Origin of the sequence: Pseudomonas sp. SIMBA_068, assembly GCF_046534705.1 — a bacterium.
Lineage (GTDB): Bacteria > Pseudomonadota > Gammaproteobacteria > Pseudomonadales > Pseudomonadaceae > Aquipseudomonas > Aquipseudomonas putida.
In genome coordinates, this window is the sequence record NZ_JAWRYI010000858.1 from 1 (window position 1) to 260 (window position 260).

A 260-nucleotide genomic window follows, 5' to 3' on the forward strand; every position below is an offset into this window, starting at 1 on the left:
CTTCCATCGCTGCAGTAGCTTGACCAGATTGTAGTAATTGGTCTAATACATCTGTCGTAGCTTCAATATCACCTTTAACTTCTTTAAGCTTATCAGATAGACTACCAACTGATTCACCTAACTCATCTACACCTTCGCCATTTTCATTCCAGGTTACTTTTGCTGAATCACCAGCATTTTTAGCCTGATCTAACGAATCTTTAAGAGTAGAGTAGGAGAGGTTTAGGTCATCAACTTTTACTTTCCCGTCCGAAAATTCT

At 38.8% G+C, this 260-nt stretch carries 1 protein-coding gene; it reads right to left on the minus strand.

The window, feature by feature from the left end; all coding sequences use genetic code 11:
• On the minus strand, positions 1-260 hold a 260-nt coding region (locus SB756_RS31780; protein ID WP_410913463.1), incomplete at both ends, for a hypothetical protein.